The 26,900-nt window shown below is 58.8% G+C and carries 29 protein-coding genes and 1 pseudogene; 10 read left to right on the top strand and 20 right to left on the bottom strand.

Features of this window, described 5'->3' with window-relative positions:
• Window positions 1-65: 65 nt before the first annotated feature.
• The 4 genes and pseudogenes from thrS to IP76_RS11625 form a co-directional block, all read right to left on the bottom strand.
• Window positions 66-2,063: a threonine--tRNA ligase gene (gene thrS, locus IP76_RS11635; protein WP_054158384.1), complete on the bottom strand. Its 1,998-nt coding sequence runs from the start codon at window positions 2,061-2,063 to the stop codon at window positions 66-68.
• Between the two features lie 224 nt (window positions 2,064-2,287).
• On the bottom strand, window positions 2,288-2,653 hold the full coding sequence (locus IP76_RS23485; protein WP_054158383.1) for a nuclear transport factor 2 family protein: 366 nt from the start codon (window positions 2,651-2,653) through the stop codon (window positions 2,288-2,290).
• 21 nt (window positions 2,654-2,674) lie between these two features.
• Window positions 2,675-3,031 (bottom strand): annotated as a pseudogene (yidD, locus tag IP76_RS23480) (membrane protein insertion efficiency factor YidD); the annotation flags it as partial.
• Window position 3,032: 1 nt separating this feature from the next.
• Complete coding sequence (locus IP76_RS11625) at window positions 3,033-3,482, bottom strand: iron-sulfur cluster assembly scaffold protein (RefSeq protein ID WP_082352517.1); 450 nt, start codon at window positions 3,480-3,482, stop codon at window positions 3,033-3,035.
• Between the two features lie 266 nt (window positions 3,483-3,748).
• On the opposite strand from IP76_RS11625, the gene folE reads away from it, so the two are divergent.
• The 3 genes from folE to IP76_RS11610 all read left to right on the top strand — a co-directional run bounded on the left by folE (window position 3,749) and on the right by IP76_RS11610 (window position 5,893).
• The gene (gene folE / locus IP76_RS11620) at window positions 3,749-4,354 is read left to right on the top strand and encodes a GTP cyclohydrolase I FolE (RefSeq protein WP_054158516.1); all 606 of its coding nucleotides are present in this window, start codon (window positions 3,749-3,751) and stop codon (window positions 4,352-4,354) included.
• 36 nt (window positions 4,355-4,390) lie between these two features.
• Window positions 4,391-4,852, top strand: a complete 462-nt coding sequence (gene hisI, locus IP76_RS11615) for a phosphoribosyl-AMP cyclohydrolase (RefSeq protein WP_054158381.1) — start codon at window positions 4,391-4,393, stop codon at window positions 4,850-4,852.
• Between the two features lie 84 nt (window positions 4,853-4,936).
• The gene (locus IP76_RS11610) at window positions 4,937-5,893 is read left to right on the top strand and encodes a patatin-like phospholipase family protein (RefSeq protein WP_054158380.1); all 957 of its coding nucleotides are present in this window, start codon (window positions 4,937-4,939) and stop codon (window positions 5,891-5,893) included.
• 30 nt (window positions 5,894-5,923) lie between these two features.
• Here IP76_RS11610 and IP76_RS11605 read toward each other — a convergent pair whose 3' ends face one another.
• Both IP76_RS11605 and IP76_RS11600 read right to left on the bottom strand, forming a co-directional pair.
• Window positions 5,924-6,358, bottom strand: a complete 435-nt coding sequence (locus IP76_RS11605; protein WP_054158515.1) for a CBS domain-containing protein — start codon at window positions 6,356-6,358, stop codon at window positions 5,924-5,926.
• Between the two features lie 95 nt (window positions 6,359-6,453).
• Complete coding sequence (locus IP76_RS11600; RefSeq protein ID WP_054158379.1) at window positions 6,454-7,221, bottom strand: rhomboid family intramembrane serine protease; 768 nt, start codon at window positions 7,219-7,221, stop codon at window positions 6,454-6,456.
• A gap of 181 nt (window positions 7,222-7,402) precedes the next feature.
• Here IP76_RS11600 and IP76_RS11595 point away from each other — a divergent pair, with 181 nt between their 5' ends.
• From IP76_RS11595 to IP76_RS11570, 6 genes are all read left to right on the top strand, one after another.
• Window positions 7,403-8,008 (top strand): PilZ domain-containing protein, encoded by a 606-nt coding sequence (locus tag IP76_RS11595; protein WP_156318551.1) that lies wholly within the window; start codon window positions 7,403-7,405, stop codon window positions 8,006-8,008.
• Window positions 8,009-8,276: 268 nt separating this feature from the next.
• Window positions 8,277-8,888, top strand: coding sequence for a transglutaminase-like cysteine peptidase (locus IP76_RS11590; RefSeq protein ID WP_054158378.1), 612 nt, complete (start codon window positions 8,277-8,279; stop codon window positions 8,886-8,888).
• Window positions 8,889-9,192: 304 nt separating this feature from the next.
• On the top strand, window positions 9,193-9,939 hold the full coding sequence (locus IP76_RS11585; protein WP_054158377.1) for a hypothetical protein: 747 nt from the start codon (window positions 9,193-9,195) through the stop codon (window positions 9,937-9,939).
• Between the two features lie 200 nt (window positions 9,940-10,139).
• Entirely contained in the window at window positions 10,140-11,510 is a 1,371-nt protein-coding gene (locus tag IP76_RS11580) for a D-alanyl-D-alanine carboxypeptidase (RefSeq protein WP_082352516.1), read from the top strand.
• A 41-nt stretch (window positions 11,511-11,551) separates the two neighbouring features.
• Entirely contained in the window at window positions 11,552-11,824 is a 273-nt protein-coding gene (locus IP76_RS11575; protein ID WP_054158376.1) for a hypothetical protein, read from the top strand.
• A 10-nt stretch (window positions 11,825-11,834) separates the two neighbouring features.
• On the top strand, window positions 11,835-12,362 hold the full coding sequence (locus IP76_RS11570; protein ID WP_054158375.1) for a gamma carbonic anhydrase family protein: 528 nt from the start codon (window positions 11,835-11,837) through the stop codon (window positions 12,360-12,362).
• Between the two features lie 13 nt (window positions 12,363-12,375).
• Here IP76_RS11570 and IP76_RS11565 read toward each other — a convergent pair whose 3' ends face one another.
• From IP76_RS11565 to IP76_RS11555, 3 genes are read right to left on the bottom strand one after another with little or no spacing between them, the layout of a single operon-like run.
• Window positions 12,376-12,768, bottom strand: a complete 393-nt coding sequence (locus tag IP76_RS11565; RefSeq protein WP_054158374.1) for a Fur family transcriptional regulator — start codon at window positions 12,766-12,768, stop codon at window positions 12,376-12,378.
• Window positions 12,765-13,586, bottom strand: coding sequence for an iron chelate uptake ABC transporter family permease subunit (locus IP76_RS11560; protein WP_054158373.1), 822 nt, complete (start codon window positions 13,584-13,586; stop codon window positions 12,765-12,767). The genes IP76_RS11565 and IP76_RS11560 overlap by 4 nt, the downstream gene beginning before the upstream one ends.
• Window positions 13,576-14,517 carry a metal ABC transporter ATP-binding protein gene (locus IP76_RS11555; protein WP_054158372.1) on the bottom strand — a complete coding sequence of 314 codons (942 nt, stop codon included), beginning with the start codon at window positions 14,515-14,517 and terminating at the stop codon, window positions 13,576-13,578. The genes IP76_RS11560 and IP76_RS11555 overlap by 11 nt, the downstream gene beginning before the upstream one ends.
• Window positions 14,518-14,616: 99 nt before the next feature.
• Between IP76_RS11555 and znuA the strand changes: the two genes are divergently transcribed.
• Window positions 14,617-15,648 carry a zinc ABC transporter substrate-binding protein ZnuA gene (gene znuA / locus IP76_RS11550; protein WP_054158371.1) on the top strand — a complete coding sequence of 344 codons (1,032 nt, stop codon included), beginning with the start codon at window positions 14,617-14,619 and terminating at the stop codon, window positions 15,646-15,648.
• A gap of 66 nt (window positions 15,649-15,714) precedes the next feature.
• On the opposite strand, the gene lpxB is transcribed toward znuA, so the two are convergent.
• From lpxB to pyrH, 11 genes are all read right to left on the bottom strand, one after another.
• A complete protein-coding gene (lpxB, locus tag IP76_RS11545; protein ID WP_054158370.1) occupies window positions 15,715-16,893 on the bottom strand; it encodes a lipid-A-disaccharide synthase in 1,179 nt (392 codons plus the stop codon).
• Window positions 16,890-17,771: an LpxI family protein gene (locus tag IP76_RS11540; RefSeq protein ID WP_054158512.1), complete on the bottom strand. Its 882-nt coding sequence runs from the start codon at window positions 17,769-17,771 to the stop codon at window positions 16,890-16,892. The genes lpxB and IP76_RS11540 overlap by 4 nt, the downstream gene beginning before the upstream one ends.
• 11 nt (window positions 17,772-17,782) lie before the next feature.
• Window positions 17,783-18,598, bottom strand: coding sequence for an acyl-ACP--UDP-N-acetylglucosamine O-acyltransferase (lpxA, locus tag IP76_RS11535; protein ID WP_054158369.1), 816 nt, complete (start codon window positions 18,596-18,598; stop codon window positions 17,783-17,785).
• Window positions 18,595-19,062: a 3-hydroxyacyl-ACP dehydratase FabZ gene (gene fabZ, locus IP76_RS11530; protein WP_054158368.1), complete on the bottom strand. Its 468-nt coding sequence runs from the start codon at window positions 19,060-19,062 to the stop codon at window positions 18,595-18,597. The genes lpxA and fabZ overlap by 4 nt, the downstream gene beginning before the upstream one ends.
• The gene (lpxD, locus tag IP76_RS11525; protein ID WP_054158367.1) at window positions 19,055-20,119 is read right to left on the bottom strand and encodes a UDP-3-O-(3-hydroxymyristoyl)glucosamine N-acyltransferase; all 1,065 of its coding nucleotides are present in this window, start codon (window positions 20,117-20,119) and stop codon (window positions 19,055-19,057) included. The genes fabZ and lpxD overlap by 8 nt, the downstream gene beginning before the upstream one ends.
• Window positions 20,120-20,169: 50 nt before the next feature.
• Entirely contained in the window at window positions 20,170-22,497 is a 2,328-nt protein-coding gene (bamA, locus tag IP76_RS11520) for an outer membrane protein assembly factor BamA (protein WP_054158366.1), read from the bottom strand.
• A gap of 195 nt (window positions 22,498-22,692) precedes the next feature.
• Window positions 22,693-23,826: an RIP metalloprotease RseP gene (gene rseP, locus IP76_RS11515; protein WP_054158365.1), complete on the bottom strand. Its 1,134-nt coding sequence runs from the start codon at window positions 23,824-23,826 to the stop codon at window positions 22,693-22,695.
• 51 nt (window positions 23,827-23,877) lie between these two features.
• A complete protein-coding gene (locus IP76_RS11510) occupies window positions 23,878-24,711 on the bottom strand; it encodes a phosphatidate cytidylyltransferase (protein ID WP_054158364.1) in 834 nt (277 codons plus the stop codon).
• A gap of 8 nt (window positions 24,712-24,719) precedes the next feature.
• Window positions 24,720-25,466: an isoprenyl transferase gene (locus tag IP76_RS11505; protein ID WP_054158363.1), complete on the bottom strand. Its 747-nt coding sequence runs from the start codon at window positions 25,464-25,466 to the stop codon at window positions 24,720-24,722.
• A 48-nt stretch (window positions 25,467-25,514) separates the two neighbouring features.
• The gene (gene frr / locus IP76_RS11500; RefSeq protein ID WP_054158511.1) at window positions 25,515-26,075 is read right to left on the bottom strand and encodes a ribosome recycling factor; all 561 of its coding nucleotides are present in this window, start codon (window positions 26,073-26,075) and stop codon (window positions 25,515-25,517) included.
• A 57-nt stretch (window positions 26,076-26,132) separates the two neighbouring features.
• Window positions 26,133-26,855, bottom strand: coding sequence for a UMP kinase (gene pyrH / locus IP76_RS11495; RefSeq protein ID WP_054158362.1), 723 nt, complete (start codon window positions 26,853-26,855; stop codon window positions 26,133-26,135).
• Window positions 26,856-26,900: the final 45 nt, after the last annotated feature.

Raw genomic sequence — 26,900 nt, 5'->3', positions numbered from 1 at the left:
GTCATATGCAATTTGCATGACAGTCGTCTGACAGGAACGATGAGGTTCCTGTCAGACGGTATGTCTTAAGCAAGCCTGCGTGCAAGCTTTCGCTTGACGTCCGGCGGCGTTGCCTCGCCAGACAGGGCCGCGATCGCTTCGGCAAGCGGCATCGACACCTGTTCCTGAGAACCGAGGCGACGGATGTTGACGGTCTTTTCCTCTGCCTCGCGCTTTCCGCAGACGATGATCACCGGAACCTTGGTCACCGAATGCTCGCGGACCTTGTAGTTGATCTTCTCGTTGCGGAAGTCGGTCTCAACCTGCAGGCCCGCATCGCGCAGCTGTTCGGCAACCTCGCGACCATAATCATCAGCATCCGACGTGATCGTGGCGACCACGACCTGCAGCGGTGCGAACCAGAGTGGCATGTGGCCGGCAAAGTTCTCGATCAGGATGCCGAGGAAACGCTCCATTGAGCCGCAGATGGCGCGGTGGATCATGACCGGCTGAACCTTTTCCGAGTTCTGGTCGATGTAGAAGGCACCGAATCGTTCCGGCAGGTTGAAGTCAACCTGAGTCGTGCCGCACTGCCATTCACGGCCGATGGCATCGCGGAGCGTGTATTCGAACTTCGGACCGTAGAAAGCGCCCTCGCCCGGCAGGATGCCGGTCTTGATGCGTCCGCCGGACTGTTCCTCGATCTGCTTCAGGACGTCCATCATCACGCTTTCGGCGCGATCCCAGAGCTCGTCGGACCCGACGCGCTTTTCCGGACGGGTCGAGAGCTTCACGACGATCTCGTTGAAGCCGAAGTCCTCATAGACAGACAGAATCAGCTCGTTGATGCGCAGGCATTCGGCCGCCATCTGCTCTTCCGTGCAGAAGACGTGCGCATCGTCCTGGGTGAAGCCCCGAACGCGCATCAGGCCGTGAAGCGCACCAGAGGCCTCATAGCGGTGAACATTGCCGAATTCGGCGAGACGGACCGGAAGCTCGCGGTAAGACTTCAAGCCGTGCTTGAAAATCTGCACGTGACCCGGGCAGTTCATCGGCTTCAAGGCGAAGACCTTCTGGTCGGCTTCCTTGTCGTCGGGATGGGTGAAGGCATGGGCCGATTTTACGGCAAACATGTTTTCCTGGTACCAGCCCCAGTGGCCGGAGGTTTCCCACAACGACTTGTCGAGCACCTGCGGTGCATTCACTTCCTCATAGGTGCCTTCGAGACGACGGCGCATGTAGGAAGTCAGGGTCTGGAACATGCGCCAGCCCTTGCCGTGCCAGAAGACGACGCCTGGGCCCTCTTCCTGGAAATGGAAGAGATCCATTTCGCGGCCAAGCTTGCGGTGATCGCGCTTTTCGGCTTCTGCGAGAATATGGAGATAATTGTCGAGCTGCTCCTGCTCGGCAAAGGCCGTGCCGTAGATGCGGGTCAGCATGGGATTGTTGCTGTCACCGCGCCAATAGGCGCCGGCCACCTTCATCAGCTTGAACGCCATGCCGATCTGCCCGGTGGACGCCATATGCGGCCCACGGCAGAGATCGAACCAGTCGCCCTGGTAGTAGATCTTGAGATCCTGGTCCGCTGGGATGGCATCGACCAGTTCGACCTTGTACTTCTCGCCCTTGGAGGCAAAGACTTCCTTCGCCTTGTCGCGCGACCAGATCTCCTTGGTGAAGGGCTTGTTGCGCTGGATGATCTCCTTCATCCGCTTTTCGATCTTGGGCAGATCGTCGGGCGTGAAGGGTTCGTCCTTGGCGAAATCGTAGTAGAATCCGTTCTCGATCACCGGACCGATGGTGACCTGGGTCCCGGGCCACAGTTCCTGCACGGCTTCAGCCATGACATGGGCCGCGTCATGGCGAATGAGTTCGATGGCGCGTGGGTCGGTGCGGGTGACGATCTCGATTGCGCCATCGACGACAGGGTCAGACAGGTCGCGCAGCGTGCCATCGAGCGCAATCGCAACAGCCTTCTTGGCCAGCGACTTGGAGATCGATTCGGCAACGGCTGCGCCAGTCGTGCCGGCGTCATACTGGCGAATGGAGCCATCGGGGAAAGTGAGAGATACGGAAGCGGACATAAACGTCTCCTGATCCAGTCCCGCCAACGAATGCGGGTGGTGAAATTTGCGGGATTTCAATCCCCGCCATGAACGCGCGCTTGATAGGCTGAAAGCGCTGCTGAGTAAAGGATCTTACAGATTGGGCGCAATGGGCGAAAAGGTCTCCCCGATGCAGGCCTTGCCAACGCCAGCGGAGACAAATGGAAAGAATTGCCGGGTAAGCCGCGATGTCGCGACGCTTTTCAGCGATCCTCGACCAGAACCTTGATGATGCGTCCCTCGTGATCGAATTCGATCGTCTCGACGCCGGTCCGCTCCAGCGGCTGGCCGGTCTGGGCATGGGTGGCTTTCAGGTTCCAGTAGGAGCGCGCCACATGGGAATCGACCTGCTCGACGCGATCATTCCAGGCGATCTGGTCCGGGTAGGTCTCAAAGTAGGCACGGAAGGCGACCAGAATAGCATCGCGCCCGACCTTCGAGCCGGTTCCCGCGGAGATATAAGCGGCATCCTCCGCAAAGGCCTGTTCGATCCACTCATAATCAAGGCGATTGATCGCCGCATGGAAGTCAATCAACTGACGGACAGGGTCAAAGGCGGCATTCGGCATGACAGTCACGCTTTCTTTCGATTTGCGACCAACGGTCCAGAGCGACCAAGGCTTCCACCATCGATATTCGTTATCAAGGCGCGGCGGTACAGGATTAAAACCCCAACTTCCACCCGGACCGCACCTGGACACACGGAACAAGGTCAGCCAACCGCCTGACCAGAGTCCGTGGCGGGCTATGGCTTCATATCCATATTCGGAACATGTCGGCGAGTGCCGGCACGAACTGCCGATCACACTGGAGAGTGTCAATTGATAGAGCCGAATCAGCCCGGTACCGAAAATCCGGTCAGGTGTCTTACGAAACGGGCCGGAAAAATTTCGGCTGCGTCGCGTGTCGGGCGGCGTGCGTTGGCCACATTGAGGCGCCTCGCACATCTCAAACAGCCCGCGCCGATGCCGTCTCGCTTTCGATTTGATTGAGGCAATCGACCACGGCATCGAAAGTGAGCATGGTCGAAGCGTGGCGTGCCTTATAGTCCCGTACAGGCTTCAGGAAACGCATATCCTCAAAGCGGCCGGCGGGGCCTTCGCCGTCTTCCTTGAGCATGGCCAGCATCTCCAGACGTGCCTGCCGCAACTCCTGCGGCGTGGCCCCAATGACGTGGCGCGCCATGATCCCGGACGAGGCCTGCCCGAGCGCGCAGGCCTTGACCTCATGGGAGAAGTCGCTCACGACCCCTTTGTCGAGACAGAGATAGACTTTGACGCGTGACCCGCAGAGCTTGGAATGCTTCTCGGCAACTGCCTGTGCGTCAGCCAGCTTTCCGATCCGTCCAATATTGCCTGCAAATTCGAGGATCTTGGTGTTGTAGATGTCGTCCATGATCAATCCGCCTTGGGTTTCAAGCCGTATATAGGGAGCATAACGGTCGATGTCCCAGACCTCAGGTCGCAGTTGGTACCTTTAACTGGAGGTCGTGCACGATTATATCTGTCCGGGCGCGGTTTCACAAATACCGAAGCGCACTCGACTGGATGCCCCGAAGAGCTAGACCTCGATACGGGATTTGCACTATGAGCCGCATTGAACTTTTGAATTCCGGCATAGCCAAACAAGCGACCCGAAAGGATCGGGATCGGGAGACCAAGGGCATGGACGCCATCGTCAAGAAGCTGACCACCGAACCGCGCCGCCCGTCACGCGAGGAAGCGGAGGAAGCCGTGCGCACCCTGCTGCTGTGGGCCGGAGACGACCCGGAACGCGAGGGGCTGCTCGACACGCCTTCCCGCGTTGCAAAAGCCTATGCGGAACTGTTTTCCGGCTACGGAGCCGATATCGACGATGTTCTGGGTCGGACATTCGAGGAAGTTGGCGGCTACAACGACATGGTCCTTGTGCGCGACATCACCTTCTTCTCGCATTGCGAGCACCATATGCTGCCAGTCATGGGCAAGGCGCATGTCGGCTATCTGCCGAATGGTCGTGTTCTCGGCTTGTCGAAGATCGCCCGCATCGTCGATGTTTTCGCAAAGCGCCTACAGACCCAGGAAAACATGACGGCGCAGATCGCTCAGGCGATTGACGAGACACTTCAGCCAAGGGGGGTTGCCGTCTTCCTTGAAGCCGAACACATGTGCATGGCGATGCGCGGGATACAGAAGACGGGCTCAACCACGTTGACCACGACATTCAAGGGTTCGTTCCAGGATAATGCTGCGGAACAGGCCCGCTTCATGTCGATGGTTCGCAGCCGGTAAGGTCGGCAGCGATCCAAATAGCAGAAAGAGATTTTCATGACGGCGCCGCAGTTTTCACCTCCCTCGCCGGATAAGGCTGTGCTTGAGGAAGGGCTGGTCCTTACCCCCAAGTTCGACGAGAAGGGATTGGTCACCGCCGTAGTTACGGATGCGCGGGATGGCCATCTCCTGATGGTAGCGCACATGAATGACGAGGCTCTGCAACTGACGCTGCGAACCGGAATCGGCCATTACTACAGTCGCTCGCGCGGCAAGATCTGGAAAAAGGGCGAAAGCTCGGGGAACCTGCAGTCGGTCAAGGAAATCCGCGTCGACTGCGACCAGGATGCGGTGTGGCTCATGGTGGAAGTGGCTGGACACGACGCAACATGCCATACCGGCCGTCGCTCCTGCTTCTATCGTCGAACCGTCATCGACGGCGGCGAAGCGAGGCTTGAAGTCGCCGATGATCATCGGCATTTCGACCCCTTGTCGGTCTATGCCGAAACAAAGTCCTGATTCCGTCGAACTCTTTCCCTAACGATTTCGTAAGCAGACAGTGGCCTAATCGAGGTCGGGTGTTTTGTTTCGGGACGGGGACCAATGCTGAACTGGAATTTCATGTCAGGCGGTGGCGCCCCGATGGCGGAGACGTCCTCGCAACCCATCGAATCAGCAGGGCACTTAACAAAACCTGTCGAAACATCTGGCAAGCCTGCCCTGGCGCTCGCCCTGGGCGGTGGTGCTGCCCGTGGCTGGGCCCATATTGGTGTCCTTCGCGCTCTGGATGAAGAAGGCATTGAGGTCGGCATGATTGCGGGGACCTCAATCGGCGCCCTGGTTGGCGGCTGCTATCTTGCCGGCAAGCTTGACGAGCTTGAGACATTTGCGCGGTCACTGACCATGCGCCGGATCGCATCCCTGCTTGATCTCACCATCGGTGGCGGCGGTCTACTTGGCGGTATGCGTCTGACCAAGCGAATGCAGGAGCATCTGGAAGGTCTGACGATCGAAGACCTGCCCAAGCCATTTATTGCGGTGGCTTCGGAACTCAACAGCGGTCACGAAGTGTGGATCGGTGGGGGTGACCTGATCACGGCGCTCAGGGCTTCCTACGCCCTGCCCGGCATTTTCGAACCAGTTCGCTGCAACAACCGCACCCTGATCGACGGTGCACTGGTCAATCCCGTGCCAGTGTCTGTTTGCCGCGCCAATGAACAGGCGCTGGTGATGGCGGTAAACCTCAACTACGACGTCTTTGGCCGCTCCGCGGTGGTCAAGCATGTCGCGACTCGCGAGACAGCGGAGACACCACAGACCCGGGACCCCAAGCGCGTCGGACTGACCGGCGTCATGGTGCAGGCGTTCAACATCATTCAGGACCGGATTTCACGGGCGCGGCTTGCCGGCGATCCGCCGGATCTTGCGCTCCATCCAAGGCTCAGCGATATCGGGCTTTCGGAATTCCACCGTGCAGGGGAAGCAATCGACCGCGGCTATCAGGAAGCCAAGGTTCGCGTTGGCGAAATTCGCCGTATGCAGGACGCCATCCTGCGCTGAGGCGCCAGACCGGCTGGCGCCCCGCGTGCCTTATCCAGCGATGTAGGCCTTGATGTGCTCGGCCTCCGCTTCGACTTCGCGAATGCGGGACTTCACCACGTCACCAATCGAAATGATGCCCGAAAGCTTGCCGTCACTCTCGACAGGCACGTGCCTGAAACGCCGCGACGACATTATCTCCATCAGCTCGTTGACTGTGGTTTCTTCCTTGCACCGGTAGACATTGGCCGTCATGTAGGCAGATACCGGTTCATCGAAGGCGTCCCGGCCGGTCGTGCCGATTGCCCGGACGACGTCGCGTTCGGTGAAGATGCCAACGATCCTGCTTTCCATTCCGACCACGACAACGGCACCGATCTTGTTCTCCTCAAGTGTACGGGCCGCTTCTCCGAGCGTGACGTTCGGGCCGATGGTCAAAACATTGCGGCCCTTCTGTTCGAGAATGCTCCTGGCAGATGCAGTCATTCTTTCCTCCATTTGAAGCGCTGATACGACCGGACACCCTCCTCATCCGTCGATCTCGCAGATGGTGCATCGAACCTCAAGAGAATGCAACATCTCTAAAATTCAGGGGAGAAACCTGGATTGAGCTTTCTATCGAACAGAGCCAGACCGAAGAAGCCAAGAACAAACCCGCCGATATGGGCATCCCAGGCAATGGCGGCGGAGCCTTCTCCCATCAATGGGACGCCAACGGCAACCGCAACATTGCCGATAAACCAGACCAGGATGAACACCCGGACTGTCCTGTCCTTCAATGCAGAGACCACGCTCAGAAGCGGCACGCTTCGGCCAGTCCTTGCCGCGAGTTGGCGGTGCGCACCAAAGGCAAAGCGGCAAGCCGCCCCCATAAGCGCCGAGATGACAGCCGAGGCGCCGACCATCAGGGATGGCTCGCCCCAATTGACGACAAGATGCAGGGCCGCCCCTGCCGCAGCTGAAACGACCCACAAGAGAGTAAACCGGACGCCACCGATACGGCGTGCCACGGGGGTTCCGAAGGCGGCTAACCAAAGGCTGTTAAAGGCCAGATGCTCCCAGCCGCCATGCAGCAAGGAATAGGTGACGGGTGACCAGAGCCAGGCTAGCGACTGTTCATCAAGCGGATACAGATAGCGGATCGGGGAAAAGCCGAATTCAACCGAGATCCAGGTACTCATGTCGACTGGAAGAACAAGGGCCTGCAGACAGTAGATCGCAATGATCAATACAAGCGAGACGAGCACCGAGACCGGAAGATTGAAAACCGGCGGCTCGTCGCCTGAGGCGTGATGGGATCCGATAGTCCCTTCACTTGCGGGAATATCTTCGTCTCGGGCCTGCTGCATCACATATCCTCTATGTCTTTGTTTTATCTTATACAACACCCGTCGAAGGCAGTAGCCGACTGGACGCTGAAAGGTCACGAGACTGAAAACTGGCGGCGAAAGCAAACGTTATATTAACGGCTGCCGGATAAATCTTCCTCTCATAGCAAAAATAGACAGATAGTCGATGATGCAATCCTCGATGAGCAGCCAGCCCTCTACGATCCCCGCACCTCCCGGCGTTCAGCGGGCGTTTCAGCGCGTCTCCGTAAGCCTACAGGGGCGGTTGATGCTGGCCAATTACGAGGAGTACGTCTGCAAGGTCGTCGACATGTCTCCGGGCGACGTCCGCTTTGCCTGCGCCGGTTGCCCGCGTGTCAATGAGCGTATCGTCGCCTATATCGACCATCTCGGACGCCTTGAAGGCACTGTCATCAAGATCATGGATGATGGCTTTGTCATCTCCATCAACGCAACACCGCGCAAACGCGAAAAGCTCGCAGCTCAGTTGACCTGGCTCGCCAACAAGCACGAACTTGGCCTGCCGGAAGACCGTCGCCACGATCGCCTGTCGCCGCGCCAGACGCGAACTGAACTGACGCTCGAGGACGGCAAAGCTTATCCATGCCGCCTGATCGACCTTTCGCTCTCTGGTGCAGCGGTCGACATTGATATTCGCCCACCCATCGGAACTGCCGTTCGGCTAGGGCAGAATATGCGCGGCCGGATCGTGCGCCACTTCCTCGAAGGCGTGGCTATCGAATTCCTGACGCTGCAATCACGCGACAGTCTCGCAGAATTCCTCTGACACAACTCCCCACCGCGAACACGGGCGCCTGCGACATCGCATGGCGCCCTTTTTGTTTGCGCAGACGCCCCCATCAGCCACATCGAGAATTATTAGAATTTTACGCAATTTTTCGACAAATACAGATAAAATATAAAATAAAATTTCCTCAAATACAAATCTGATATTATTCAACATTGCCGCGAAGTTACACTGAATGCCGGTGAATACTTTCGCGAGAGATCAAATCTTCTGTGTCATTGTCCTCCTCATCACAGGGAGATAAGCAATGACAACAAAGAAAATCCTGGGAAGTTTCATTCTGGCATCGGCTCTGCTTGGCACTTCGGCTGCCGGCACGTTCGCCAATACTGCCAGCATGACCGTGGTCGGGAAAGCCAACCCACCCATCGGTCACTACGAATTCTGTCAGATCAATATGGCGGAATGCGCGCCCACCGGACGCGATGCAGGCGCCCATGCATTGACCGAAACAGACTGGAAAACGATCCTTGAGGTCAACTACGACGTCAACAGCGCGATCACGCCACTGACGGATATGGAGATCTACGGTGTCGAGGAACGCTGGGCGTTTCCACGGACCGTTGGCGACTGTGAGGACTTTGCCCTCATGAAACGGAAGCTTCTGATCGACAAGGGCTTCGATCCGTCCAATCTTCTGATTACGGTCGTGCTGCAGCCGAGTGGAGAAGGACATGCCGTTCTGACCGTTCGGACAGATCACGGAGATTTCATACTCGACAACATGCGCAACAAGGTGCTGCTGTGGTCGGATACCGAATACACTTACCTGAAGCGCCAGTCATCGTCGCATCCTGGCCGCTGGGTCAAGCTGCAGGACGGTCGCACAAGTTTCGTTGGCAGTGTGAATTCGAACTGAACCGACTGCAGAGCCTTTCCGCGACAAGATCTGCATCGCGGGAAGGCTCTTTCTTTTCTTCGAGCAATTTCGATCGCAAAACCGCTTCTTGTTTCTGCCGGAATTGCTGCAGAGCCCCTGGCACCGGTCTGTCCCCGCCTACCCGTCCCCCGACCGGCGCCATTGAGCCGGTCCCGGTCAATCCGGGACCGGCTCCTTTTTTGCCCACCAGATCCATTAACGCGCCATTAACCACAATCACAGAAGACTGTGGTTTGCAGGATGACAATTTCGCCTGTCGATTGGGGATCAAAGGCGGCAGACCATGGACATGATCGACCACCAGAAAGGCGAGCAGACGCCTCTTCTTTCAAACCGGTTCCTCATAATCGCGACATCCATCATCTGCCTTCTTGCTCTAGCGTCGATGGCAATCAGCATTGCCGGCAAGCTTTATGGCGACCAGCTGTCTCTCGCCGGCCACTCGGAAAGCACCAGGGACGTTGTGGTCACCATCGGGAGAGATCGACTTCGGTTGACCGAGAATACGATGCGCTTCGAGAGCCAGCGGCATTCCGGCCTGCATGAGCAAATAGATCTCTATCTTTCCTGGCCCAGCATGTCCGGCTTCACCCGCGAGACACGCGCGCTATTCGAATCAAACCCCAGCCCTTCCCTGATTTTCCTGCAGATTTCCCAGAGCACCATGTCTCGCGACATGTCCGGCCGCCTGGATCCAATCTATCGCCAACTGCTGCAAGAGACAGAGCGCCCCGGCCCCGCAGGCCTGACCGGGCACAGCTTCAAACCTCGCTCTGGCTACGACGGAGAGATCCTGTATACGGCAGAGAATGGGGAGTTCGGAAGCTATGCGGTGCGATGCCTTATCGAGACCGAAGCATCACAATCCTCCGGTGGAGATTGCCAGAGGGATATTCATGTCGGCCAGGACCTGACCGTCCTCTACCGCTTCCCCCGCTCACGACTGCCGGACTGGAAAGCCTTGGAAACGGCCATTCGGTCGTATGTTGAAAATCGCACCGTTGCGGCAAGTGCGGATCCCGCTCTCTAAAAGTGCCGGGAATTCGTCAATGGAACATTTATCATAAACCTCTTGGTAAGGCTAATTGCCTAGTGTGCCCACTGGTATCGGCGACGGCGTGCGCCAGAACGCAGTGTGAATTTTCAAAGAGTATCGTGGTGCATAAAACTCCGGGAAGTCTCCTCTCAGTGATCGTTGGCCGTGTTTCGGTTGTGCTGGTCACGGTCTTGATGTCTGGCGTCCTCGGCATCCAGTCGGCTCAGGCCAATCCGAAATACGCAGGCGTCGTGATCGATGCCAAAAGCGGCAAGGTCCTCTATAGCGAGGATGCCGATGCGCTGCGCTACCCGGCGTCGCTCACCAAGATGATGACCCTCTACATGGTGTTCGAAGCGCTGGACTCAGGTCGCATTACACTGAAGAGCAAGGTGCCATTCTCTGCCAATGCAGCTGGCGAGCCGCCGACCAAACTTGGCGTCGGCACGGGTCGTAGCATCACTGTCGAACAGGCAATTTACGCTCTTGTGACGCGCTCGGCCAATGACGCTGCAACGGCACTTGCCGAACTCATTGGCGGCTCGGAAACCCGTTTCGCACAGATGATGACGGCCAAGGCCCGCAGCCTCGGCATGACCAAGACAACCTATCGCAATGCGCATGGTTTGCCGAACACGGCGCAGATGACCACGGCACGCGACCAGGCGCGCCTCGGCATCGCCCTGCGTCAGCATTTCCCACAATATTACGGCGTCTTTTCCGCACGCAGCTTCAAGTTCGGCAAGCAAACGATCGCCAATCATAACCGCCTGCTCGGTCAGGTGCGCGGTGTGGACGGCATCAAGACAGGCTATACGCGAGCATCCGGCTACAATCTCGCCACTTCGGCAGAAGCCGATGGCCGCTCGATCGTTGCTGTCATTCTCGGTGCGCGTTCGGGCGCCAGCCGTAATGCACAGATGACGACCCTGGTGCAGCGTTATCTTCCACAGGCGTCTCGTGGCCGCGGTGGCAACCTGATTGTCAAGAACACCACGGTCGCTGCCCCTGAAGACGCTGGTGCAGTAACGGCTTCTGTGGCGCCGGCGGCGTCAGGTTTTGCGCTGCCAGAGACCGGCCCCGTTCCGGACGCACGCTTCACTGGTGTTCAGGCTTCCGCTTATGCGTCGAGCCCATCCAGCAACGCTGCATCTGCCGTCATCGAGAGTGTGCGGCCCCTCGCCCCGGTACCACAGCCGGCACCTGCCTATATGCCGGACCAAAGTGCTGTGGTGACCGACAGCATGCCGACCGGCACGATCGCCGCAGCAGCGCCCGCAGATGTTGATGCTGTCACGACCGCATCGACAAAACCGGCGAGCGGCTGGATCGTTCAGGTCGGCACGTCGCCCGATCAATCAATGGCCATGGATCTCCTGCGCAATGCACAGGCGAAAGGCGGAAAGGTATTGCGTTCCGCCACCCCCTTCACCGTTGCCTTCAACGGCGGTTCTCAGCCGGTCTACCGCGCCCGTTTCGGTGGATTTGACGATCAGCGCGAGGCTGTGAATGCTTGCAATGCGCTGAAGAAGAAGGGCATCGGCTGCTGGGCCGCTGCCCAATAATGGACTGACCCTCGATTTGTATTTGTGTACGAGGAATTCCGATGGCGACGAACGACTTCTCCCTTGATGCCGACAGGCCTCAGGACAATGCTGGAGCCAGATCACCGTCTGCTGGCCTGCATCCGCTTCACGAGGCTGCATTTCGCCTCGCCGACCTTGGTATTCGGCAAAAGCGGTCCAAGACCAAGGATCTGATCGCCTCCCTGCTCTGCCATGGCGCAAGAGCCTGGCGCTACTCGCAGCCGGACACGCATATTCATCTGCATGTGCCAGCCCAGAGCGGTCGTATCCCCGTGATCCTTCGGCTACGCTGACGCCTCCCCGATGCCGATCTACACCCTTGGGGACAAGCGCCCGCAACTGCCTCCGGAAGGGCAATTCTGGATCGCACCGAGCGCGGATGTGATCGGCGACGTGCGACTTGGCATCAACGTCGGCGTCTGGTTCAGCGCGGTGCTGCGTGGCGACAACGATCCGATCACGATCGGTGCGGACACGAATATCCAGGATGGCGTCATGGTTCATGCCGATCCTGGCTATCCGACTGAGATCGGCCGGGGCTGCACGATCGGGCACCATGCCATCATCCATGGCTGCAGCATCGGCGACAATTCCCTCATCGGCATGGGCGCTACCATTCTCAATGGGGCACGGATCGGGCGAAACAGCCTCGTGGGCGCCAATGCCCTCGTGACCGAAGGCAAAATCTTTCCCGACAATTCTCTGATCGTGGGCTCCCCCGCGCGGCTCGTCCGCCCCCTGGACGAGGCCTCCGTTGCGCGGCTTAAGGCCTCTTCAGAAGGCTATGTGCGCAACTGGCAGCGCTATGCGCAGGGTCTCGAAAGGCTCTGACGTCCTCTCACTTTCAATGGCAGGCCTTGCACTCGCCACGGATTTCTATGGTCGTCTTGCGCGGCTTGAACTGGCGGTGCTGCGTGACGTCAGCGAGGCGATGATCGACACTGTGGTCGTGAAATTCGGTCACTCCACCGCATTTGTCGCAGATCATGAAGGCAACGATGCCGTGGCTTGCGCAACCTTCGTGCGGATGGGCACAAGCGACAAAGGCATTCAGGCTTTCCAACCTGTGCACCATCCCGAATTCCACCAATTTGTCGAGCGCACGGTAGACCTGCAGCGGCGCTCTGAACCCGTCATCTCGCAATTTGTCGAGCAGCGTGTAGGCCGAGAGGGGCGAATGCGCCTGTTGCAGCGCGCCGAAGACAAGGGCCTGATTCTTTGTGAGGTCGGTCTTCATGATCCGGCTCCCTGGTTGGCATCGACAGATTTAGCGCCCGGCCTTGGGACAAGGCTCAGCAGAAACAGGATCAATGCAGCGACCACGATAGAAGGTCCCGAAGGGGTGTCCTGCGTTAGAGAGCCAAAGAGGCCGAGGACAACGGCGACGGCACCGATGAGCGAGGCCATCACGGCCATGGCTTCAGGCGTCGTTGCAAAACGCCGGGCTGCGGCAGCCGGGATGATCAGCAGCGAGGTAATCAGAAGGATGCCGACGATCTTCATGGCAATCGCGATCACCAGCGCCATGAGCAACATGAAGACAAGCTTGGCGCGCTCGGGTTTCAGCCCTTCCGCCTCTGCCAGCTCCTGGTTCACAGTCGCTGCCAGAAGTGGCTTCCAGAGATAGGCGATCACACCCACCACCAGGACACCGCCGCCCCAGACGAAGGCGACATCGGCCATGCTGACCGCCAGGATGTCGCCGAACAGAAAGCTGACGAGGTCGAAACGGACCCAGGACATGAAGGCGACCATCACGAGGCCAAGCGCCAGCGTGGCATGGCTGAGGATGCCAAGCAGTGCATCGGCGGAGAGCCCCTGTCGCTTCTGCAGGACAACAAGGACCAGCGACACAAAGGCTGCCACCAGAAATACGCTGAGCATCAGGTTGATCGAGAAGAACAGGGACAAGGCGACGCCCAGCAGCGCCGAATGGGCCATGGTATCGCCGAAATAGGCCATGCGGCGCCAGATGACGAAACAGCCCAGCGGACCGGTTGTCAGCGCAAGACCGACACCGGCGAGAAGGGCGCGGACGAAGAAATCATCGAACATCGGCAACCTCGCGGCTGATCACGGACTCGCCGGTCTTTACATGCCCTTCATCATGCGAATGAGCGTGACCACAATCGTGATGATGATCGTGATGATCATGGTCGTGGTCATCATGGGGTTGGTCGTGGTGGTGACCGTCCTCAGGGTGGCAGTGATCTGTCACGCTGCCATCGGCATGAAGGACACGACCGTCCGGCAGATGCGTGTGGTCGTGATCGTGGCTGTAGACGGCAAGCGTGCCCGCCGCCTTGCCGCCGAAGAGGCGCATATATTCGGGGCTCCGGCTCACCGCAGCCGGCGTGCCTCGGCAGCAGACATGACCGTTCAGGCAGATGACCGTATCCGTTTCCGCCATGACCACATGAAGGTCGTGTGAGATCAGCAGGATGCCGCAGCCGGTCTTGTTGCGGATCGACGTGATTAAGTCATAGAGCGCAATCTCGCCCGAGAAATCGACGCCCTGCACCGGCTCGTCGAGCACGAGAATATCCGGCTTGCGGGCAATCGCACGCGCCAGCAATGCGCGCTGGAACTCGCCACCCGACAGATGCTGAACTTCTGCTGCGGCCAGATGCAGGATACCGACGGAATCAAGAGCAGCGTCAATGTCCGTAGCCGACAGGTTTTGGGTCAGGGTCATCAGACGACGGACAGTCAGAGGCATGGTCCAGTCGACAGCGAGCTTTTGTGGGACGTAGCCAACCGTGAGGTCCGGCTTGCGCCAAACCTTGCCTTCGCTCGCCGAAAGGATGCCGATCGCCATCTTCGCCGTGGTTGATTTGCCCGAGCCATTTGGCCCGATCAACGTGACGATTTCACCCGGACGGACCGCAAGGTCGACGCCGCGGACAAGCCATCGACCATTGCGCGACACGCCTGCGCCGGCCAGACTAACGAGGGCTTGAGCGCCGCTCTTGTCGAAAACTGACATGACTTTCCCAGAAATTCCCTGTTGCGCTCCCATATGCCACACGTTATAGCATAACGCAACATATGTAACTGTATTACATAACTTGCATTGGAGATGCAGATGGACGCCCTTCGCCTTGGTCTCGCCGCCTCGACCGCCGCCCTGTTTCTTGCGCCTGCGATCGCCGCAGCCGCGCCGCAGGTGGTCGTGTCGATCAAGCCGATCCACTCGCTGGTCGCCTCGATCATGAAAGGTGTGGGTGAGCCCTCTCTGATTGTTGAAGGCGCGGCTTCCGCACACACCTATACGCTCAAGCCATCGAACGCCCGGGCGCTGGAGAACGCGGACCTGGTGTTCTGGGTGGGACCTGGTCTCGAAGCCTTTTTGACCAAACCCCTTGAAACACTGCCCGCCAAGGCAAAAATCGTCGACCTAGACGATGTAGATGGCCTCACCAAGCTCACCTTCCGCGAAGGTGGAGCATTCGAAGCGCATGACCATGGCGAACATGGTGAGGGAGAAGCGCATGACGAGCACGGTCACGACTCTGCCGAGGCCGAGCATGCGCCCGAAGCTGAACCGGCCGAGGAGCATGGCCATGAAGAACACGAGCACCACGGGGAGCATGAGCACGGCGGCACGGACATGCACCTCTGGCTAGATCCGGCCAATGCCAAAGCCATGGCTGGTGCCATTGCCAAGCACCTCGCAGCCGTCGATCCGGACAATGCTCCTACCTACGAGGCGAACGCACGAACGCTGGAGGCCGAAATCGATACGCTCGACGCCGAAATCAAGACAACGGTTGCTCCAGTTCTCGACACGCCATTCGTCGTTTTCCACGACGCCTATCAGTATTTCGAAAAGCGCTACCAGGTCCGCGTCGCGGGTTCGATCACAGTGAGCCCCGAGACCATGCCGGGGGCGGAGCGGCTGTCAGAAATGCATGCGAAGATCAAGGAACTGAAAGCGGCTTGCGTCTTCGCCGAACCGCAATTTGAACCTCGCCTGATCAAGGTTGTCACCGAGGGCACCAATGCCAAAACCGGCACGCTGGATCCGGAAGGCGGCGCACTGACGGAAGGGCCAGAACTCTACGGCCAACTGATGCGCAATCTGGCGACCTCGATGGTCGATTGCCTCGGTCAGTAAATGCAATCCATCGGGCGCAGACAATGTCTGCGTCTGATCTCTATGCGACTGAATAGAGGATTGCCGCTACGCGCGCCGCCCCTTGCGAGCAATGAGTTCAAGCACGACATCCGCCCCTGCCTCGCTTGCCGGTTTTTCTGTCGCCAGTTTCTGATGGACCTCATCGAACCCCGCCAGCATAGCGGTCCGTTGCAGGCTGTCCTGGGACAGCCGCTCCATCCAGCGCACCAGACTTGCCGCGCGCACCAGTTCGTTGAAATATTCCGGCACCACGACATAGTCCGCTATCAGGTTGGGCAAGGCGCCCGTCCAGACCTTGATGCGATTGGCCAGCATCCTGACGATCCAGTCTGCCTTGTAGGTCGAGACGACCGGAACATGGGCGAGTGCCAGTTCGAGGATGACCGTTCCGGATGCTGCCAGCGCGGCATCCGCCTGCCAGAACGCCTGCCATTTGGCCTCGTCACCCAGAACGATTTCCGGCTGGATCGACCAATCTCTGGTGAGCTCCCTGACACGCGCCTCCTGGCGCGGGACCGTTGGGAGGATAAGGCGCGGCACACTATTGCGGTTCGCAAAGGCTTCGACCGCCTCTCGGAAGATCGGAAGAAGCTGGGTGATTTCACTCGACCGCGACCCGGGCAGGAGAAGAAGCGTCGACGGTTCGCCGGCGCTTTTAGGCGGGCGCGTCTTGCGCAATGCTCGAATGCGCAGGATCTCGGCATGGCTTGCCAGACGGTGGCCAACAAAATGGGTTGGCGGCCCGCCCAGACGCTGCATCACCTCCGGCTCGAAGGGCAGCACTGCCAAGACGGCATCGACATAGTCCAGCATCGCCTTGGCGCGGTATTCTTTCCATGCCCAGACGCTAGGGCAGACATATTTGACAACAGGCAGATCAGGCAGTACCTGGCGTACCTTTTTCGCCACCCTGTGGGTGAAATCCGGGCTGTCGACGATCAGAAGAAGATCTGGCTTTGCTTCGACAATTTTAGAAGCCGTCAACGAGATCAGGCCGAGCAATCGGGGCAGTTTGGACAGGACTTGCGTGAACCCCATGATCGAAAGTTCGGAATAATCGAACAGCGACCGCAATCCGTGCGCCTCGAGTGCCTCGCCACCCACGCCGACAAGCTCGATCGGGCCGGGATAACGGCGCTTCAGGGCCGCAATCAGGTCAGCGCCGAGCAGATCGCCGGACACTTCGCCGGCGACGACGGCGATCTTCAGTGGCTGGCGGTTCATGCTCCACTCTCCCCATTGCGCTCGATACCGACCACAAACAGGCCCGCGTTGTCGGCAGCGCTGATCATCGCCTCCCGCTCGACCACCAGCGCCCTGCCCGCCTCCACGGCGATGCCAGCAAGGCCTGCAGCGATCGCGTTCTCGACCGTCGATACGCCAATGGTCGGCAGATCAACACGCAGATCCTGCTGCGGCTTGCAAAGCTTGACGAGCACGCCCTTGCGCCGCGCTGAAATCCTGCCTTCGGCGCGCAAGGCCGCCACTCGTCCAAGCATTGCATCCGTACCCTCGACACCTTCGAGAGCCACGATGCGACCACCGACAGAGACTGCGCCCTGCCCGACATCAAGACGTCCAAGCGCTTCGGCTGCGTCTGCAGCACGGGCAATGTCGCGTTGGTCTTCTACCGAAGGCGCCGCTGTGCCGAGTGGGCCGACGGTTGCAAGCAATCCTGGCAGGATTTCGTGAGCGCCGAGCACGGTGCACCCTTGAGCCTCCAACAGCGCGATTACCATCCGCAGAACGGCGTCATCGCCGCCGGATAAAAGCGTGCGCACGGCGGATGGCAGCTTCATCAACGAACGCAAGTTCGGCCTGATATCGCCAAAGGGCGGACGCCGCTTCACGGCGCCTGACATCACGATGCGCGTGATGCCGTGACCTGCAAGGTTGTGAGCAAGACCTTTGAGGTCTCCCACACCCAGCACTGTGTTGTCATAGCCATCAAACAGGCCGTCGGCCTCATTCTTCAGGCGGAAGATGAAAGGATCTTCTCCGGCTGCTCGGGCAGCCTCTGCGAGGTAAAGCGGTAGCTTACCGCTGCCCGCCACGATGCCGAGGCGTCCAGCCGGTGCCGAGTTCGGAGCGACCCCGGCCACCACCCCAGACCTCAATTCTTGCCGCGATTAGGCGAAGACAGCGCCCGGTCGCTTTCTGCCGCTATGAAATCCAGGATCTCGATGACCTGCGGGCAATCCAGATACTCGTCACGGATCGCTGCTGCGTTGGCACGGGCAGAACCTTCTGCCTCGAAGATCTGCTTGAAGGCACGACGGACCTGGTGGATTACCGCACGCTCAATGCCGGCGCGCGTCATACCAACGACATTCAGCCCACCGAGAATGCCGGGATTGCCATTCAGCATGCCATAGGGAATGACGTCATAGGCAACCGCCGACAAACCACCGATGAAGGCATGGCGGCCAATGCGGGTAAACTGGTGGACGGCACAACCGCCGCTCAGAATGGCCCGATCTTCTACGCGTACATGACCGGCGAGCATGACATTGTTCGACAGAATGATATCGTTGCCGAGAATGCAGTCATGGGCAACATGGGAATTTGCCAGGAACAGGCAGTTGTCGCCGACACGGGTAATGCCGCCACCACCGACCGAACCGCAATTCATCGTCACGCCTTCACGCATGGTGCAGTTGGCGCCGACCACCAGGGTCGACTCTGTGCCCGCCTCATGCAGACTTTGCGAGGCTCCGCCGATAACCGCCATCGGATGGATTTTCGATCCAGCCCCGATTTCTGTCAGCCCGGTCACTACCGCATTCGACAGGAGTTCCACACCATCCTTCAAGGTCACACGCGGACCAATATGGCAGAAGGGACCGATACGGACATTCTCGCCAATCACCGCGCCGTCCTCGACGATGGCCATCGGGTGGATCTGGGCGCTGGCAGCGATCGTGCTCATTTCTGGTCCTTGCGCATGATCATGGCGCCAATATCCGCCTCAGCTACGAGTGCTCCGTCAACCTTGGCATCGCAATGAAACTTCCAGATGTTGCCGCGCTGCTTCTGCTTGACGACATGAAACTCCACGCGGTCTCCAGGAACCACCGGCTTGCGGAAACGCGCATTGTCGATCGTCATGAAGTAGACGAGATTGCCCGCCTCTCCCTGCTTGCGGGCGCAGATTGCACCCGCCGTCTGCGCCATGCCTTCGATGAGCAAGACGCCCGGCATGATAGGCGATTCAGGGAAATGGCCGGTGAAGTGCGGCTCGTTCGCCGTCACGTTCTTGATGCCGATTGCCGAGTCGTCGCCGTCAATTTCGACAATCTTGTCGACCAGCAGGAAGGGGTAGCGGTGCGGCAGGAGCTTCATGATCTCAAGAATGTCCGCCGAACCCAGTTCGGTCTTGGCAACGTCAGTCATTGCTCGCTCCCTTATCCTTGCTGCGGCTGTCATAGCGGCTGAGCGTTTCGGCCACTTCCCGCAAATAATCTTTCAGAGGCCGCGCCGGAACGCCGCCGAACTTCTCTCCCGGCGGCACATCCGCCAGGACACCGCTCATGGCCGCGATCTGGGCGCCATCACCGATCTTGATATGACCATTGACGCCGGCTGCACCGCCGATCATCACGCCGTCGCCGATCACCGTGCTGCCGGCAATGCCGACCTGGCTAACGATACCGCAATGCCGGCCTATCCGCACGTTGTGGCCGACCTGCACCAGATTGTCGATCTTTGTGCCTTCACCGATGACGGTGTCATCCATCGTGCCACGATCGATTGTTGTGTTGGCACCGATCTCGACATTGTCCTGGATGATCACCCGTCCAACCTGAACGATCTTCAACATGCCTCGTGGACCTGGCGCGTAACCAAAGCCGTCCTGCCCGATACGGGCGCCGTTGTGGATAATCACATTGTTGCCGACAAGCGCGACCTGAACGGTTGCACCACCAGCAATCGTGCAGTCCCGACCGATCCTGACATCCGAGCCGATGATGGCTCCGGGGCCAATGCGCGTCCCACTGCCGATTTCCGCACGGGCGCCAATCACAGCCATGGGCTCGACTTCGACGCCATCCTCGAGACGGGCTGTCGGGTCGACATAAGCAGCGGGTGAAATCTTGGAGGCTTCCGACGTCATCCGGACCGGGCGGAGCCCCTGCGGATGCAAAATGCCACCAGCGACCGCAAATGCGGTATGGGCGCTTTTCGCCACCAAAACAGGAACATGGGGTGGAATCAGGCTGACCAGCGCCTTCTCACAGAAGACGGCCGTGGCCTTGCAGGTATCAAGATCGGCGCGATTTCGACGCGACAGGATGTAGCACACATCCCCCTCACCTGCGCGAGCGACCGGCGAAACGGATCGTACGATCCGTCCGCCTGCGCTTTCGTCCGTTAATTCCGCCCCGGTCTGTGCTGCCAGTTCGGCCAGCGTCAGCCCGGAATGGGGCGGAAAGAAATCATTCTCAATCATCGGCAAACGCTCCAGAACGTCAAACTGCCAGCGGTTCTGGATCGCCAGTCTTAGAACTGGTTCGCCATGCTGAAGCGGAATTCCTGCGTATCGTCGAACTCTTCCTTCGCCACCGGAACGGCGTAGTCGACACGCAGAGCACCGAAGGGCGAATTCCAGATCACGCCCACACCGGCAGATGCGCGGAGCGACATGTCAGTCCCTAGAGCTCCACCATCGCTGGCCAAGTTGCTGCCGTAGAGTGTGCCGGCATCAGCAAAGACCGCGCCACGGAAGTTGAGATCCTGCGGGATGAGCGGCATCGGGAAGGTCGCCTCAGCCGAAGCTGTGAAGTAGGTCGTACCACCGATGGAGTCGTCACCCATACGCGGACCAATACCGCTGTTGGAGAAGCCACGGATTTCTTTGCCGCCGATCTTGAACTGATCGAAGACGTTCAAATTGTCGCCAAGGGCCACGACATGACCGGCAGACCCCGCCAGCGAGCCGACAACATCGAACTCGTCCGACAACGTGTAGTACATGCGCGCACGGGCATAGGCCTTGTAGTACTCGGAGTCGCCACCGAGGCCCGCGTATTCGTGCGTGAAGCTTGCATAGATGCCTTCATGCGGGTTCTGGCGATCGTCAACCGTGTTGTACACGACGGAGTGACCCAGGATGGACTGCTTCCAGGTACCCTGATCGATAGCATCAAGATAGGGCTGCGCCGTATTCGTCGCGTCCGCACCATCATTGATATAGTCGAGTTCCTTGTAGGTATAACGCAGCGTCGTCGCGAGGTCTTCGGTGATCGGCGCGGTTACGCGAATGGTTCCGCCCTGCTCCTCGTAGTCGTAGTAGCTGTTGCTGCTGGTCGAGCTCTTGAAGAGGTCGAAACCGGCTGCAAGGCGATAACCGAGGAAGTAAGGCTCGGTGAACGAGAAGTTGTAGGTACGCGCTTCATCGAAGCCGCCGCCTGCAGCAACGCGGATGAACTGGCCGCGACCGAGGAAGTTCTTTTCTTCGACAGACGCTTCAAGCACCAAGCCGCCGTCACCGACAGAGTAACCGGCACCGATGCCGAACGAACCGGTCGGCTGATCCTGCACATCGACGACAACCACGACGCGGTCGGGAGCACTGCCAGCCTGGGTCGAAATGTTCACCGACGAGAAGAAGCCAAGCGCTTCCAGACGACGCTTTGCGCGGGAAATCGTCTCCTGGTTGAACGCATCGCCTTCGGAGATATCGAACTCGCGACGAATAACGTAATCGCGTGTGCGGGTGTTACCACGGACTTCGATACGCTCCACATAGGCGCGTTCGCCCTGATCCACCAAGAAGGTCACGCCGATGGTGTTTGTCTCAAAGTTACGGTCACCGCGCGGAACGACGCGAGCGAAAGGATAACCCGCAGACGACACGCGACGGGAGATAGCTTCCATCGACTTCTGTACGTCACGAGCACTGTAGGTATTGCCTTCGCGAACTTCGAGAAGCCCTTCGAGCTCTTTGCCATCGACACCTTCAACGGTGGATTCAACCGCAACTGCACCGAACTTGTAGCGCTGACCTTCGTCAACAGTGATGTTGATCGTGTACTCGTTGCCGGCCTCATTGAGGATGGCTTCAGAGGAGATCACGCGGAAGTCTGCATAACCATGGTTGTAGTAGAACTGACGCAGGACTTCTTCGTCTGCGCGAAGCTTGTCTTCGTTGTAGACGTCCTTGCGGGTCAGGAACGACAGAACGCCGGATTCCTTCGTCTGAAGCACAGACGACAGGCGGCCGTCCGAATAGGCGTTGTTGCCAACGAAGTTGATCGAGCTGATCTTCGTGCGATCGCCTTCATTGATAACGAAAGCAAGGTTCACGCGGCCTTCAGCCACAGTGGCGGTCTGGGTCGTCACTTCGACATCAGAACGGCCGATCGCGGCATAGGCTTCACGAATACGCTGAATATCTGCCGTGATCAGGCTCTCGCTGTAGGGACCCTGGGGCTGGGTCTGCACGATGCCAACGAGCTTGTCGTCCTTGATCTTGCGGTTGCCGTTGAACACCACCTGATTGATCAGCTGATTTTCAGAAACGGTGACGACGAGCGTACCGCCGGATACAGACATGCGAACATCCGAGAAGAAGCCGGTCGCGTAAAGACGCTTAACCGATTCATCGATATCCGCATTGCTGAAATTCTGACCGGGCCTGATCGAAATATTCGAGCGAACAGCCTCCGCACCCACACGCTGCGCTCCGCGCACATCGATGCGCTGAACCACTGCAGCCTGAGCCGACGCAGCCGATCCAAGAACGACGACACCCGCGCCCGAAGACACCACACCAGCTGACAGCGCGACCGCTGACACTGCGTTCAAAAACCTTGAACCAGTCTTCATGTGTATACTTTACCTTCTTCCATTGTCCCGCAAGCCGTTACCCCGACTCCGGCCCCAGTGAGGTTTTACCGGCTTTTACCCTACAAGCAAGACCACACGTTAATTTCTGTTTACTTCGTTTCAAGCCGTGACCCAATCGCCACTATCAACTTGAAACAGCGTAAACAAATCCTTTCCCAGCCACCGCGCCGCCCCTTAACCGATGAGGCGGCTGATGTCATTCCACGTCGCAAAGACCATCAGCGAGAGGATCATCGCAAATCCGATCCGGAAGGCGATTTCCTGCGCGTTCTGGCCAAGCGGTTTTCCGCGAAGACCTTCAATCGCGTAGAGAACGAGATGGCCGCCGTCAAGGACCGGAACTGGCATCAAATTCAAAAGTCCCAGCGAAACGGAGAGAACTGCCGCCAGATTGAACAATGCCAGGATGCCAAGCGTCGCCATTTCGCCCGATGCCTGGACGACACGAACCGGCCCACCGAGCTGATCTGCATTCATTCGGCCGGCAATCATGTTCCCGATATAATCGAAGGTTCCGGTCACGATGTGCCCGGTCTGCAGTACGCCTTCCCAAAGCGCCTGACCGGGGGACAGCTGCACAATGCGGAAATTGCCGGCCTGCTGGTCGGTTACAATACCGATCTGGCCGACTTCCATCTTGTTGCCGAACCGGTCTTCGGTCACGGCGCGGCGCGGGGTCAGCGGGAAATCAAGGACGTTTCCGCCCCGGCTCACCGTTACGGTGACCGGCACTTCCGGCCTCATGGAGATGTAGCGGACGACGTCGTCGAAGGTCTTGATCTGGCGCCCGTCGAGCGCCACCAAAAGGTCGCCACGGGCGATCCCCGCCTCCTCAGCAGCTCCGCCCGCCTTCAGGTCGGCAACCACCGGATCAGAGACCGGCTTACCCATTGTGCCGAAGATCACAGCAAAGATTGCTATTGCAAGCAAGAAGTTAGCAAGCGGACCTGCCGCAACCGTGAAAGCGCGTTTCCACAGCTTTGCACCGTTCAGTGTCTGCGCTTTTTCCGCATCTGTCAGAAGTGATTCGGCTTCGCCATCCGGACGGCTGGCAGCATCTGCATCCCCAAAGAAGCGTACATAGCCTCCGAGGGGGATCGCCGAGACCTTCCACCGGGTGCCATGCTTGTCGGTGAAACCGAAGAGTTCGGGACCAAAGCCGACGGAGAAGGCGAGGACACGGATGCCGGACCAGCGACCAGCAAGATAGTGGCCCATCTCATGGATGAAGACGAGGAGTGACAGGATCAGGATATACGGCAAGATGTAGCCGCCGAGAAAACCGAAGACTGCACTGATCTCTTGCATCACTCTCGTCCGATCCTGTTGCGTATGACTTTAGAGCCTCTGGATAGCGCTTCACAGACCGAAGAGGAAGGCTCCCATGGAGACGACCACGCGGTTGCCACCGGCAGAAAAGGCAATCGCCAGAAAGAAGGCCGCAAAACAGGCGAATACAAGGCCATCAACGCGATCCATGACGCCACCGTGTCCGGGAATGAGGTGGCTGGAATCCTTCACACCAAAGCGGCGCTTGATGAAGGATTCAAACAGATCCCCAATCTGGCTCGAAATCGATAGAGCGAACGCAATTCCGACGACCCAGGCACCGACGTCCTGGAAATAGGACGTTGCCAACAAAACGCCGCCCGACACGCCAGCCAAAGCCCCGCCGATCGCTCCTGACCAAGTCTTGCCGGGCGAGATGCGTGGCGCCAGCTTTGGGCCCCCGATCGCCCGTCCGACGAAATATGCGAGTATATCCGTCGCCCAGACCACCACGAAGACAAACAACATTGCGATCAAACCGAGGGAGTCTTCACCACGGATCGCAGAGAGAGAAATCGCGCTGAGACCTGCGTAGAAAATGCCGGCAGGTTGCCACCAGCTAACCCGCCGGAAGATGGCAGGAATGATAGCGGTGGTGACTAGACCTGCAAAGAGCGGTACGGTCAGGTCATCGGATCCGAATAGGAGATTGAGCGCAATCAGGGCGAGCGAAAGCCAGCCAAAGGCATCGGCTCGCAGGCTCTTTTCCGATAACCGCGTTATCTTCGACCACTCATAGTAGATTAGCAGGCCAATCGCGGCGGCGAGAAAACGGAAGATCGCCCCCCCTGCCCAAGTTGCAGCCACGACGACGACGATCATCACGATCGCCGAGTAAATGCGCAATTGCAATTCGCGAGACATTGACGCCATCACGAACCAACCGCCGCCATGGGCTTGGCTGAAAGGCCGCCAAAACGGCGATCTCTCGCTGCGAAGCGCTCCAAAACGGCTCTAAAAAGCTCCGGCGTAAAATCGGGCCAAAACTCCGGCACGAACATCAGTTCGGCATAGGCAGCCTGCCAGAGTAGGAAATTCGAGAGCCGCTCCTCCCCGCTGGTGCGGATGACCAGATCGGGGTCCGGGATACCGGCGGTGTCGAGGCTGTCATTGATACGCTGGGCATCAATCTCGTGCGGCTCTAGGCGCCCGGCCCTCACCTCTTCAGCGAGACGGGCAGCAGCTCTCGCGATCTCGTCTCTTGCCCCGTAATTAAATGCGATGACCAGCGTCATGCCAGCATTGCCGGCCGTCCGCTCCTCCGCTTCCAGTAGAAGTGAACGGATATCATCCTTCAAGGTCGCGCGATCGCCAATGACCCTAATGCGAACATTTGCCCGGTGCAGATCAGCCAGATCCCGACGGATGAAGGCCTTCAACAACCCGAAGAGTTCATTGATCTCAGCCTCGGGACGGCGCCAGTTTTCCGAGGAAAATGCAAACAGTGTCAGGAAGCCGATCCCGGCCTCCCGAGCAGTCTTAACCGTCTCGCGCACCGTTTCGACACCCTTGCGGTGACCAAATGTCCTGGGCAGTCCACGCGCGTTCGCCCAGCGGCCATTGCCATCCATGATGATGGCAACGTGAAGGGGAACGATAGGCTCTGCGGAAGTCGACATAGGGTGTGTGTCCAAGCGGCGGTTCAAACGATGCGCGGTCGCGACAGTCTAGACCTGCATGATTTCCTTTTCCTTCTCGACGAGCAAGCGATCGATATCGACAATCGTCTCGTCGGTCATCTTTTGGACCTTCTCGGACAGGCTGCGGCTGTCGTCCTGGCTGATCGAGCCGTCTTTTTCAGCCTTCTTCAAGCTGTCCATGCCATCACGACGTACGTGGCGAATCGCAACCTTCGCCTTTTCGGCGTAGTCATGGGCGACCTTGACCAGCGACTTGCGGCGCTCTTCGTTGAGCTCCGGCAAAGGAATACGCAGGTTCTGGCCATCGACAATCGGGTTCAGGCCGAGATTGGCTTCGCGGATTGCCCGATCAACGGCACCCACCATGGACTTGTCCCAGATCGAGACACCGAGCATGCGCGGCTCCGGAACCGTCACGTTTGCCACCTGGTTCAGCGGCACGCGCGAACCGTAGGCTTCGACTGTCACCGGATCGAGAACATTGGCCGATGCGCGGCCGGTGCGCAGCGAAGCGATATCGTTCTTGAACGCGTTGATCGCGCCGTCCATACGGCGCTTGATGTCGTTGAGATCAACCCCTGCGGTCATCATGGTTCTCCCATTGCTCTTGAATGGACCGGCCGAATAGGGCCTGGCCCCTTAGGTTCAATTGTCGGTAACGATCGTCATGCGGCCACGGCCCTGCAGGATCTCGCAGAATCCGCCCTTCTCATGGATCGAGAAGACAACGATCGGAATGTGGTTTTCGCGTGCCAGTGCCACGGCAGCGACGTCCATGACGGCGAGCCCTTTCTGCAGCACTTCATCATGCGTCAAACGGTCGAAGCGCGTCGCATCGAGCACTTTCTTCGGGTCGGCGGAATAGATGCCGTCCACCTGAGTACCCTTGAAAATTGCCTGGGCGCCGATTTCCGCAGCGCGGAGTGCAGCGGCCGAGTCTGTCGTGAAGAAGGGGTTGCCGGTACCGCCGGCAAATATCACCACCCTGCCCTGGGACAAATGATGGATGGCTGCACGCTGCGAAAAGCTTTCGCAGATTTCCGGCATCGCGATCGCGGACAAAACGACGGTGTCGATATCCAGCTTGCGCAGCGAGGTCGCCAGCGCCAGCGCGTTGATCACGGTGGCAAGCATGCCCATGTGGTCGCCGGTGACGCGGTCGCCGCCCTTCGATGCCACAGCAACGCCGCGGAAAATATTGCCTCCGCCGACCACGACACCGACTTCGACGCCCATGTGGCGCGCTTGTGCAATATCGGAGGCGATGCGGTCTGCGACGGCCACGTCGATCCCGAAGCCCTGGCTGCCCATGAGGGCTTCACCGGAAGCCTTGAGAAGGACGCGCTTGAACAATGGTTCGGCTGTCATGAAGTCTCCCGAATACGATTGTCTGCCCGATACACGAAGGGCACC

Origin of the sequence: Rhizobium sp. AAP43 (genome assembly GCF_001296045.1) — a bacterium.
Taxonomy (GTDB): domain Bacteria; phylum Pseudomonadota; class Alphaproteobacteria; order Rhizobiales; family Rhizobiaceae; genus Allorhizobium.
Note: the sequence above shows the minus strand (reverse complement) of the source record. Positions and strands in the feature narration are given on the sequence as shown.

Bases quoted from the DNA above. Each gene is read 5' to 3' on its own strand.
- thrS (WP_054158384.1), bottom strand. From the start codon at position 2,063: ATGTCCGCTTCCGTATCTCTCACTTTCCCCGATGGCTCCATTCGCCAG.
- IP76_RS23485 (WP_054158383.1), bottom strand. From the start codon at position 2,653: ATGCCGAATGCCGCCTTTGACCCTGTCCGTCAGTTGATTGACTTCCAT.
- folE (WP_054158516.1), top strand. From the start codon at position 3,749: ATGGACGCCATCGTCAAGAAGCTGACCACCGAACCGCGCCGCCCGTCA.
- hisI (WP_054158381.1), top strand. From the start codon at position 4,391: ATGACGGCGCCGCAGTTTTCACCTCCCTCGCCGGATAAGGCTGTGCTT.
- IP76_RS11610 (WP_054158380.1), top strand. From the start codon at position 4,937: ATGCTGAACTGGAATTTCATGTCAGGCGGTGGCGCCCCGATGGCGGAG.
- IP76_RS11605 (WP_054158515.1), bottom strand. From the start codon at position 6,358: ATGACTGCATCTGCCAGGAGCATTCTCGAACAGAAGGGCCGCAATGTT.
- IP76_RS11600 (WP_054158379.1), bottom strand. From the start codon at position 7,221: ATGCAGCAGGCCCGAGACGAAGATATTCCCGCAAGTGAAGGGACTATC.
- IP76_RS11595 (WP_156318551.1), top strand. From the start codon at position 7,403: ATGAGCAGCCAGCCCTCTACGATCCCCGCACCTCCCGGCGTTCAGCGG.
- IP76_RS11590 (WP_054158378.1), top strand. From the start codon at position 8,277: ATGACAACAAAGAAAATCCTGGGAAGTTTCATTCTGGCATCGGCTCTG.
- IP76_RS11585 (WP_054158377.1), top strand. From the start codon at position 9,193: ATGGACATGATCGACCACCAGAAAGGCGAGCAGACGCCTCTTCTTTCA.
- IP76_RS11580 (WP_082352516.1), top strand. From the start codon at position 10,140: ATGTCTGGCGTCCTCGGCATCCAGTCGGCTCAGGCCAATCCGAAATAC.
- IP76_RS11575 (WP_054158376.1), top strand. From the start codon at position 11,552: ATGGCGACGAACGACTTCTCCCTTGATGCCGACAGGCCTCAGGACAAT.
- IP76_RS11570 (WP_054158375.1), top strand. From the start codon at position 11,835: ATGCCGATCTACACCCTTGGGGACAAGCGCCCGCAACTGCCTCCGGAA.
- IP76_RS11565 (WP_054158374.1), bottom strand. From the start codon at position 12,768: ATGAAGACCGACCTCACAAAGAATCAGGCCCTTGTCTTCGGCGCGCTG.
- IP76_RS11560 (WP_054158373.1), bottom strand. From the start codon at position 13,586: ATGTTCGATGATTTCTTCGTCCGCGCCCTTCTCGCCGGTGTCGGTCTT.
- IP76_RS11555 (WP_054158372.1), bottom strand. From the start codon at position 14,517: ATGTCAGTTTTCGACAAGAGCGGCGCTCAAGCCCTCGTTAGTCTGGCC.
- znuA (WP_054158371.1), top strand. From the start codon at position 14,617: ATGGACGCCCTTCGCCTTGGTCTCGCCGCCTCGACCGCCGCCCTGTTT.
- lpxB (WP_054158370.1), bottom strand. From the start codon at position 16,893: ATGAACCGCCAGCCACTGAAGATCGCCGTCGTCGCCGGCGAAGTGTCC.
- lpxA (WP_054158369.1), bottom strand. From the start codon at position 18,598: ATGAGCACGATCGCTGCCAGCGCCCAGATCCACCCGATGGCCATCGTC.
- fabZ (WP_054158368.1), bottom strand. From the start codon at position 19,062: ATGACTGACGTTGCCAAGACCGAACTGGGTTCGGCGGACATTCTTGAG.
- lpxD (WP_054158367.1), bottom strand. From the start codon at position 20,119: ATGATTGAGAATGATTTCTTTCCGCCCCATTCCGGGCTGACGCTGGCC.
- bamA (WP_054158366.1), bottom strand. From the start codon at position 22,497: ATGAAGACTGGTTCAAGGTTTTTGAACGCAGTGTCAGCGGTCGCGCTG.
- rseP (WP_054158365.1), bottom strand. From the start codon at position 23,826: ATGCAAGAGATCAGTGCAGTCTTCGGTTTTCTCGGCGGCTACATCTTG.
- IP76_RS11510 (WP_054158364.1), bottom strand. From the start codon at position 24,711: ATGTCTCGCGAATTGCAATTGCGCATTTACTCGGCGATCGTGATGATC.
- IP76_RS11505 (WP_054158363.1), bottom strand. From the start codon at position 25,466: ATGTCGACTTCCGCAGAGCCTATCGTTCCCCTTCACGTTGCCATCATC.
- frr (WP_054158511.1), bottom strand. From the start codon at position 26,075: ATGACCGCAGGGGTTGATCTCAACGACATCAAGCGCCGTATGGACGGC.
- pyrH (WP_054158362.1), bottom strand. From the start codon at position 26,855: ATGACAGCCGAACCATTGTTCAAGCGCGTCCTTCTCAAGGCTTCCGGT.